This window comes from Protofrankia sp. BMG5.30 (genome assembly GCF_001983005.1).
GTDB classification, from domain to species: Bacteria; Actinomycetota; Actinomycetes; order Frankiales; family Frankiaceae; genus Protofrankia; species Protofrankia coriariae.
The window spans coordinates 63,052-72,080 of the sequence record NZ_MOME01000032.1; the positions used below are offsets into that span (position 1 = coordinate 63,052).

Genomic DNA, 9,029 nt, shown 5'->3' on the forward strand with positions numbered 1-9,029 from the left:
TACGAAGGTCACGAGGCGGTGGCCTCCGGGCTGGTGATCTCCGAGCTCGCGATCTCCGACACGGTGGCCGTGCGGCGGGTGCCCTCGGCGCCGGCGTGTTCTGGCATGTCGGAGCCCCCGCCTGCTTCCGTGTCGGTCGCCTCGCCGAGGGTGCCGATGGCGATGCCGGCGGCGGCGGTGGCGACGGCGGCGAGAGTGGTCGAGACAGGATCACCTGGGGCGAGGCCGGTCCCGGTGACGGTCGCGTCGTCGTGTTCGGGTGCGGCCTCCGGTGACGGGGCGAGGGCCCGGCGCAGGATCTCGGCTTCGGCCGGGGAGACGGAACCGACGAAGCGCACCAGCGCCGAGCCGCGGTCCTCGGTGGTGTCCAGGGCGGCGAGCATGGCCTCGGCGACGACGGCGTCCCGGCTGCTCGACGCCCGGTAGCGGTGCGCGCGTTCCGCGCGTTCCCGCTGGACGAAGCCCTTGCGCTCGAGGCGCTCGAGCACCGTGAGGACCGTGGTGTAGGCGAGGTCGCGTTCGTGGTCGAGCTGGGCAGCCACATCACGCGCGGTCAGCCAGACGTCGACGTCCCACAGCACGTCCATGACTGACCGCTCAAGGTCACCAAGGCGCGCCATGTATCTCACTGTACGACGCGCCACGAAATTCTGTGCCCCCATCGCCCCATCGGGAGTCCGGCTGTGACCTTGTGGCCGACGGCGGATGCTGCCGGCGGACGTCCCGTATTCTACAAAGCGTAGAAGTTCGACAGAGCGTAGAAGATCTCCCGTTCGCGTGGGCTCCGGGTGGGCGCCGTGGGGCGGGAGGCAGGAGGGATCACGCATGATCCTCGCCGCGTCCACGGATCTTGCTCGTGGCCAGACCGCGTTCTCGCTGGCCTTCCACATCTGTTTCGCGGTCTTCGGGGTGGGCCTGCCCTGGCTGCTGCTGTACACCGAACGCCGCTGGATCCGCACGGGCGATCCGGTCTGGCTCGCCCTCACCCGCAGGTGGGCGCGGGCGTTCGCCGTGCTGTTCGCGGTCGGCGCGGTGTCGGGGACGGTGCTGTCCTTCGAGTTCGGCCTGCTGTGGCCGGCGTTCATGGCCCGTTACGGAGGCGCGCTCGGCCTGTCGTTCACGCTCGAGGGCTTCGCGTTCTTCATCGAGGCGATCTTCATCGGCCTGTACCTCTACGGCTGGAAGCGGCTGTCCCCACGGGCCCACTGGCTGACGATGTTCCCGATCGCCATCGCGGGCACCCTGTCCACCCTGTTCATCATCACCGCGAACGCGTGGATGAACGTTCCGCGCGGCGTGCGGGAGGTCGGCGGGCGGGTCGTCAGCGCGGAGCCGCTCGCGCCCTTCCTCTCCCCGGCCACCCCGGCACAGGTGATCCACATGCTGCTCGCGGCGCTGATGTGCACCGGCGGTGCCGTCGCCGGCGTATACGCGGTCGGGATGCTGCGCGGACGCCGGGACGCCTACCACCGCCGCGGCCTGCGGGTCGGCCTGGTCACGGTGCTCGCCTGCGCCCCGCTCCAGGCGGTCGTCGGCGACTGGGCGGCGCGCGTGGTCGCGGCCCAGCAGCCGCTGAAGCTGGCCGCGATGGAAGCCCTGTACCAGACACGGTCATACGCACCGCTGACCCTCGGCGGCATCTACGACGACGCCACTGGCGAGGTCCGGCACGGCATCGAGATCCCCGACCTGCTGTCGTTGATGACCGGCTGGAGCCGTGACCACGTGGTGACGGGACTCGCGGCCGTCCCACCGGAGCAGCGCCCGAACGCCCTGCTCGTCCACCTCGCCTTCGACACGATGGTGGCCCTCGGGACGGCGCTCGTCGGGCTGGCCGTGGCCGTGGCGGTGGTGGCGGCGCGCCGTCGACGGCGTGGCGTCCGCCCGACGCTCCCGACCGGCCGGGGCTGGCTGCTGGCGGCGAGCGCCACCGGGCCGGCATCCATGATCGCGATGTTGGCCGGCTGGGAGGTGACCGAAGGTGGCCGGCAGCCCTGGATCGTCTACGGCCGCATGCTGGTGACGGACGCGGTGACCCACAGCCCCGGCCTCGGCTGGGCCTTCGGCGGCACGCTCCTGCTCTATCTGGGGCTCGCAACGGCGCTGGTACTCATCCTGCGGCGGATGGCCGCCGGCGGACCCACCTACGAGGCCACGCCCGAGAGCACGTCCGCGACCACGTCTGAGAGCACGTCCGAGGCGGCGGGTGCCGTCACGGCCGATGCGCTCCCGGCCGATGTCTCAGCGGCTGACGGGCCGCCGGCTGGCAGGCCGCTGGCTGGCAGCACGCCGGACGGCGGCGTCGCGGCGGATGCCGTACCGGAGGCCGGGAGGGGCGAGGCCGTCCCGGCGGAACCCGCGCGATCGGCCGGGGCGAAGCGATGACCGCCGCGGACGCCCTGCTGCTGGTCATGGTCGGCGGGCTGACGGCATACGCGCTGCTCGGCGGCGCCGACTTCGGCGCCGGCGTGTGGGACCTGTTCGCCCACGGACGGCACGCCGCCGAGCAGCGGGCACTGATCTCCTCCGCCCTCGGACCGGTGTGGGAGGCCAACCACGTCTGGCTGATCTTCGTGATCGTGGCGATGTTCTCTGGGTTCCCGGAGGCGTTCGGCGTGCTCGGCAGCACGTTGGAGCTGCCCATGGCGCTGGCGCTCGTCGGCATCGTGCTGCGGGGCAGCGCCTACGTCTACCGTGCCTACGGCGCCGGGGCGGCCGGCCCCGACCACTGGTGGGGGCGGGTGTTCGCGGCCGCGTCCACGGTCACGCCGTTCATGCTGGGCGTGTGCGGCGCGGCCATGGCCAGCGGGGTCGGCCGCCGCGATGCCGCGGCCGCCCCGTTCACCAGCGCGTTCGGGCTGCTGGCCGGCGCCTTCGCGGTCGCCGCGACCGCTTTTCTCGCCGCCGTCTACCTGTGCCGGGACGCGTCCCGGCGACCGGGGAGCGAGCATCTGGTGGCCGGTTTCCGGCGCCGGGCGCTCGGTGGCGCGATGGTCGCGGGGGCGCTCGCGGCCGCGTTGCTGCCGTTGCTGTGGCGGGACGCGCCGGTGGTCGCGCAGCGGTTCCCCACCCGTGGCGTCCCGTTCGTGACCGTGTCGGTGTGCGGTGGGGTGGGCGCGCTGGTCCTGGTCTGGCGGCGGCACTACACCGCGGCGCGGCTGGCGGCGGGTCTTGCGGTGGCCGGGGTGCTGTGGGGCTGGGCCGTCGCCCAGTACCCGGACCTGGTGGTCGGGCAGGTCGCCGTCGCCGCGGCCGCGGCACCCGCGCAGAACCTGCGGGCCATGCTGATCGCGATCGGCTGCGGGGTGGCTGTCCTGCTACCGGCGTTGCTCCTGCTGTTCAGGGTGTTCGCCGACCCGGAGCCTACCGGCGGCGAGCCGCGTCACTGACGCCGTCCCGCCGTTCAGCTGCCGTTCCGCCGGCGCTGGCTCGCGCCGGCCCGCACCGGGCGTATGTGTACACAACGCCCGGTGCGGGCGCGGACCGGTGCGTGGGCTGCCGGCCCGGTCGGCCGATTCGCTCGGGCCGTTACGTTCGCCAGGTGAGGCTAACTGGCGACGGGCGGGCAGCGGCGCGAACCGACACCGGCACACGCACCGGCGACACCGCCGGGGCGGCCCCGGGAGGGCGACCGCGGCACGAACCGGCCGGGAAGCTTGGTCACGCTGCGCAACCAGACAGCAGTCCCAGAGGCCCTGGCGGCTTCAGCGGTGACGGCGGTGACGAGCGCGGCAGCGACCACGGAGGCGACCATGGCGCCGGTCGCGTGCGTTCCCGGCGGCTGCTCACTCACGAGGTGTGGCTGGTGCTGGGCGTCTCGCTGGGGGCGTCCGGACTGTGGGCACTCGTCCGTTACATCGGCGATCTGACCGCCCCCGGGCCGGTCCGCCAGCAGGTCGCCGAGCTGAACTCGTCGGCGGCGCCAGGGCGCCCGTGGCTCGACCTGGCCCTGCAGCTGACCGGGATCGCCACCGCGATCGTCCCCGCCTTCCTGGCACTGCACCTGCTCGTCCGGGACGGTGGAGGGCTGGCCTCGATCGGCCTCGGCCGCGGCCGCGGTGGGCTGGTCCGCGACGCCCGTTTCGGGGCCGGGCTTGCCGCGGTCGTCGGCGGTGGCGGGCTCGGGCTGTACCTGCTCGCCTGGCACTCGGGCGCGAACCTGACGGTGGTCCCCACCAGCCTGCCGGACGTGTGGTGGCGTATCCCCGTCCTGGTGCTGTCCGCGGTGCAGAACGCGGTGCTCGAAGAGGTCGTCGTGGTCGGCTACCTGCTGACGCGACTGCGTCAGCTTGGCTGGGATGAGCGTGCCGCGCTGGCGGCGAGCGCGGTGTTGCGCGGTTTGTACCACCTGTACCAGGGGCTTGGCGGTTTCGCCGGAAATCTGGTTATGGGCCTGCTGTTCGGGTGGATCTATCAACGTCGGGGACGGGTCGGCCCGCTCGTGGTGGCGCACGCTCTGATCGACATTGTGGCTTTTGTTGGTTATGTCGTCATGGCCGGCAGGGTCTCCTGGCTGCCCACATCGTGATCGCTGTTCGGGAAACCGCCAGACTGTCATACGTTTAACATGGGATGAACAACAGTCAACGGTGGTCTCGCCGCGGCATGTCGGACGCGGTCAATGCTGTCCCGGATGGTCGTGCTGTGCCGGGCCGGCTGGCCGCCCCAGTCGCGTCGGATTGTCCGGATGCGGCCGTGGCAGGAACGCAGACGGCGATCGCATCACGCGAATATAACGGAGGGTGACCGTGGGCGGCGGGCTTAGAGAAATAGAGCGCAAGTTTGCCGTCGATCCGGGTTTCGTGCTGCCCGCCCTGGAACAGTTGCCGGGTGTGGCCGCGGTCAGCGAACCGGAACGGGCGACCCTGGAGGCCGTCTACTACGACTCCGACGATTTCCGACTGGCCCAGAACAAGATCACACTACGGCGCCGGACGGGCGGGCACGACGAAGGATGGCATCTCRAGCTGCCGTTGCGTGCCGGCGAACGGGAGGAGATCCAGCGTCCGCTCGGCGCGGCAGACACCCCGGCGGACGAGCTGACGCCACCGGACGACCTCGTTGATCTGGTACGCGTCCATCTTCGTGACGCACCGTTGCGACCGGTGGCCCGGCTGGTGACCGACCGTACTTCCATCCGGCTCCGGGACGCCGCCGGCGCCGACCGGGCCGAAGTGGTCGACGACCAGGTCAGCGCCTGGACCCTCGGCGCGGCGGCCAACCGGGAACAGGGGGAACAGGGGGACCCGTCGACGGGGGCGCAGCCGGCAGCAGGATCGGAAGGACCGGCGGCTGAAGGGCAGCGGCAGCTGTGGCACGAGATCGAGATCGAACACGTCGGCACCGGTGATGACACCAGCCTGTTGGACGAGGTCGGCGTGCTGCTCACGGCCTCGGGCGCGTCGGTGTCCCCGGACGCGTCCAAGCTCTCCCGGGTGCTCGGCCCGGCGCTGGCGCGACAGCCCCGCTCCGAGGCGCTGCCCTCGCCCGGCAAGCTGCGGCCGCGCTCCCCGGCGGGCGAGGTGGTCGGGGCCTACCTGGCCGCCCAGGTCCAGGCGCTGCTCGCCGCCGACCCGCACGTCCGTCTCGACGTCCCGGACGCCGTCCACAAGATGCGGGTGGCCACCCGCCGGTTCCRCAGCACGCTGCGTACGTTCGCGCTCCTGTTCGACGACGCGCGCGCGGCCCACCTGGACGGGGAACTGCGTGACCTGGCCGGCGCGCTGTCCGCCGCCCGCGACGCCGAGGTGATGGTCGAGTACTTCGACGGACGGGTGGCGTCGCTGCCGGCCGAGCTGGTACACGGCCCCGTCGCCGAAACGATCGACAGCCAGCTGCTCGCCGGGCAGGAGCAGGCGCGCGCCGAGGCGCTGACGATGCTGCGCAGCGAGCGTTACCTGACCCTGGTCACGGACCTGAAGGACCTGGTCCGCGGGCTGCTGGAGACGTCCGCCACACAGCCGGGAGGACTTGCCGCGCAGCCCGCCAGGGTCGTCCTGCCGAAGCTGGTCGGACGCGCCGACAACCGGCTGACCCGCAAGGTCAACGCGGCCCTGGCCACCCCGCCCGGCCACGAACGCGACATCCAGCTGCACAGCGCCCGCAAGCAGGCGAAGCGGCTGCGGTACGCGGCCGAGACGGCCGGCGCGGTCTTCGGGCCCGACGCGGCGGCGTTCGCCAGGCTTGCCGAGCAGATCCAGGAACTGCTCGGCACCCACCAGGACGCCACGATCGCCCAGGGGCAGCTGCGGCAGTGGGGGACGTCGGCGGTTCAGGCGGGCGAGCCGACCGCCTTCACCCTCGGACTCCTGCTGGGCCTGGAGGAGCTCCGGGCCCGCACCGCGGAACGGGACTTCATCGACTTCTGGCCCGAGGCGTCCCGCCGGCGTCACCGCCGCTGGCTGCAGGTGTGATCAGCGTCGCCGGGCCCGCGCCGGGCCCGGCGGATCCCCGGCTGTGCGGACCGGAGCCCGGTCGGTCGGCGTCCGTGCCCGGCGCCGGTGGCCATCCGTCACCAGGCCCGTCGCCAGGCGCGGCCTACTGGCCGTAGTGGCCTACTGGTCGTAGAAGCCGCGCGCCCGGTCGTTGCCGACCCAGCGGGCGGGCAGTTCGATGAGCTGCCGGATCCTGGTCCGGTCGGTGTGGCTGACCGGGGTCTGCAGCAGGATGCCGGAATCCGGGTCGTCCATCGGCCGGAACAGGGACAGCACCAGCCTGATCTCACCGACAGTGGCAGTGTTGACGGTTACCGTCCGGGTGGTGAACTCGCGCGCCGACTGGCTTTCCCACCACGGCCTCAGCTCGGCCCGTTCCGCTTCGAGCAGCGTGAATATCTCCCGGATGCGCTCGTCGTCACGCTCGTCACCGGACTGGTCGTGGAACTGGCCATGGAACTGCGCGAGCAGATCCTTCGTCACGCTCTCCCACTCGTGCAGGGTGGTCGCGAGCAGGCGGCTGGTGATCAGCAGGTAGACGAGATTGCGCCGTCGTTCGTCGAGCAGGCCTGGATCCGTCCACAATGCCGCGTAGGCGTCGTTCCAGCCGATGATGTCGAACCTGTGGTCCAGCAGCAGCGCCGGGGACGTCAGCCAGCTTTCCAGGACGGGACGCAGCAGGCGGGTGACGGTTCGCGTCTGCGGTGGCTGCGGTGGCTGCGGTGGCCGCTGCGGCCGCAGTGACTGCTGCGGCTGCTGTGGTTGTCGCGGGGACGTCCGCGCGGGCGAGCCCACCAGCGCCAGGGCGTGCCGCCGGGCGTCGGCGTCCAGCCGCAGCGTCCGCGCGACCGCCTCGACGACCTCTTCGGACGCCTGGACCCGCCCCTGCTCGAGCCAGGTGTACCAGACGGGCTGCAGGCCGGACGCCACCGCCACCTGCTCCCGCGGCAGGCCGGGCACCCGCTCGCGGTGGGCCTGGAGGAACCTGCCGAGCTCCCGCTGCCGCGCCCCTTGCCGGGCCTCCTGCCGGACGTCGCTGTCCGTCGCGGCCTCCGAGGCCAGGAGCATCTCGCCGGGAATCACCTCGCCGGGAATCACCTCACCGGGGGGCGCCTCACCCGGGGTTGCCTCGGCGGGGGTCACCTCGCCCGGGATCATGCTGCCCGGGATCATGCTGCCCGGGATCGTGTTGCCGGAGGTCGCGTCGCCGGGGGCCGCGCTGTCCGGGGTCATCGTGGCGGAGGGCTCGGTCGGCGTGGCCGTTGACTGCGGGAGGGCACCTGTTCATGGTGACTTCATTGAGATCATCCAGTATCGACATCGGGCTCACTGCGATCTGAACCTCGCCGGCGCTGCCCGTCACCACATCGGCCGGGACGGCCCCGAGCCGACGCCGAGGCGGTCGATGCCCAGCTCGATGTCGTCGAGATCGTCCGCGGTCAGGGTGAGGGTGGCGGCCGCGATCCAACCGTCGACCTGGGACGGGCGGCGCGCTCCGACGATGGCGCCGGTCACCCCGTCGAAGGCGAGGGTCCAGGCGACGGCGACCGCGGCGACGCTGACCTGATGCCGCTTTGCCACGCCGCGCAGCACGTCGGCGAGGGCCAGGTTGCGATGCAGCGACTCACCGGTGAAGTCAGGTGACCGGCGCCGCCAGTCGTCGGCCGGCAGGGTGGCCGAACGCTGGGCGGACCAGGAGCCGGTGAGGAGGCCCGCCTGCATCGGGCTGTAGACGATGACGCCGATGTCGTGCTTGGCGCAGTACGGCAGGATCTCCGCGGCGGTCTCCCGCCTGATCGCGGAGAACGGTGGCTGCAGGGTCTCCAYGCCACCCACCGGCGCGACGCGCTCGAGCAGGTCGACGCCGAAGTTGGACACGCCCACCGAGCGGATCTTCCCGGCTGTGCGCAGCTCGTGCAGTGTCGCGACGGCGTCCTCGGCCGGTGTGCCGTCCCGCGGCGGCCAGTGCAGTTGGTAGAGGTCGATCCGCTCGACACCGAGCCGGCGCAGGGACGCGTCGACCTCCCGCCGGATCGAGTCGGCGGCGCCCACCTGGGCGAAGGCGCCACCGCCGGGCGCCGAACCGTCCCAGATCAGCCCACACTTGGTGAACACGTACGGACGGTCCGCCTCGGCGATGCCCGCCAGGGCGCGGGCCACGATCTCCTCGGAGTGCCCGAGGCCGTACCCGGCCGCGGTGTCGATCCAGTTCACCCCGGAGGCGACCGCGTGCCGGATGGCGGCCACGGACTCCTCGTCGTCCTGGGCGCCCCATCCGAAGGCGTAGCCGGTGCCTCCGACCGCCCAGGCCCCGAAGCCGACCCGGGTGATGTTCATGCCGGTCGTGCCGAACGGTGTCGTAGGAAACGGTGTCGTAGGAAGGGTCACTGTCACTGCCTACCCCCATGCGAGATCGGGACTCAGGGCGACCGACCTCACCAACCGTCATCGCTGGCCGGCTGATGCCACCATCCGGCCGATAACGCCACCCGGTTGGGAGGTGCCACCCGATGTTCGGTGGCTGACTGTGTTGTTCCGGCGACTGACTATGGACTTTGAACGCCTGCGCGCGAACGCCTGCACAAGCATGAAAGC

At 72.0% G+C, this 9,029-nt stretch carries 7 protein-coding genes; 4 read left to right on the forward strand and 3 right to left on the reverse strand.

Annotated elements, in window-relative coordinates:
• Positions 1-8: 8 nt before the first annotated feature.
• The gene (locus BL254_RS17195; protein ID WP_076844055.1) at positions 9-620 is read right to left on the reverse strand and encodes a BlaI/MecI/CopY family transcriptional regulator; all 612 of its coding nucleotides are present in this window, start codon (positions 618-620) and stop codon (positions 9-11) included.
• A gap of 205 nt (positions 621-825) precedes the next feature.
• Here BL254_RS17195 and BL254_RS17200 point away from each other — a divergent pair, with 205 nt between their 5' ends.
• From BL254_RS17200 to BL254_RS17215, 4 genes are all read left to right on the forward strand, one after another.
• Positions 826-2,385: a cytochrome ubiquinol oxidase subunit I gene (locus tag BL254_RS17200; protein ID WP_047223065.1), complete on the forward strand. Its 1,560-nt coding sequence runs from the start codon at positions 826-828 to the stop codon at positions 2,383-2,385.
• Positions 2,382-3,389 (forward strand): cytochrome d ubiquinol oxidase subunit II, encoded by a 1,008-nt coding sequence (locus BL254_RS17205; protein WP_047223064.1) that lies wholly within the window; start codon positions 2,382-2,384, stop codon positions 3,387-3,389. The genes BL254_RS17200 and BL254_RS17205 overlap by 4 nt, the downstream gene beginning before the upstream one ends.
• Before the next feature lie 377 nt (positions 3,390-3,766).
• Positions 3,767-4,528 carry a CPBP family intramembrane glutamic endopeptidase gene (locus BL254_RS17210; RefSeq protein WP_047223062.1) on the forward strand — a complete coding sequence of 254 codons (762 nt, stop codon included), beginning with the start codon at positions 3,767-3,769 and terminating at the stop codon, positions 4,526-4,528.
• A gap of 220 nt (positions 4,529-4,748) precedes the next feature.
• Positions 4,749-6,413, forward strand: a complete 1,665-nt coding sequence (locus tag BL254_RS17215) for a CYTH and CHAD domain-containing protein (RefSeq protein WP_076844081.1) — start codon at positions 4,749-4,751, stop codon at positions 6,411-6,413.
• Between the two features lie 141 nt (positions 6,414-6,554).
• Here the strand turns inward: BL254_RS17215 and BL254_RS17220 are convergent, their stop codons facing one another.
• Both BL254_RS17220 and BL254_RS17225 read right to left on the reverse strand, forming a co-directional pair.
• The gene (locus BL254_RS17220) at positions 6,555-7,667 is read right to left on the reverse strand and encodes a helix-turn-helix transcriptional regulator (protein WP_076844057.1); all 1,113 of its coding nucleotides are present in this window, start codon (positions 7,665-7,667) and stop codon (positions 6,555-6,557) included.
• 126 nt (positions 7,668-7,793) lie between these two features.
• Positions 7,794-8,771 carry an aldo/keto reductase gene (locus tag BL254_RS17225; protein WP_076844059.1) on the reverse strand — a complete coding sequence of 326 codons (978 nt, stop codon included), beginning with the start codon at positions 8,769-8,771 and terminating at the stop codon, positions 7,794-7,796.
• Positions 8,772-9,029: the final 258 nt, after the last annotated feature.

Excerpts from the sequence above, each read along its gene's own strand:
- BL254_RS17195 (WP_076844055.1), bottom strand. The coding sequence starts at position 620 with ATGGCGCGCCTTGGTGACCTTGAGCGGTCAGTCATGGACGTGCTGTGG.
- BL254_RS17200 (WP_047223065.1), top strand. The coding sequence starts at position 826 with ATGATCCTCGCCGCGTCCACGGATCTTGCTCGTGGCCAGACCGCGTTC.
- BL254_RS17205 (WP_047223064.1), top strand. The coding sequence starts at position 2,382 with ATGACCGCCGCGGACGCCCTGCTGCTGGTCATGGTCGGCGGGCTGACG.
- BL254_RS17220 (WP_076844057.1), bottom strand. The coding sequence starts at position 7,667 with ATGACCCCGGACAGCGCGGCCCCCGGCGACGCGACCTCCGGCAACACG.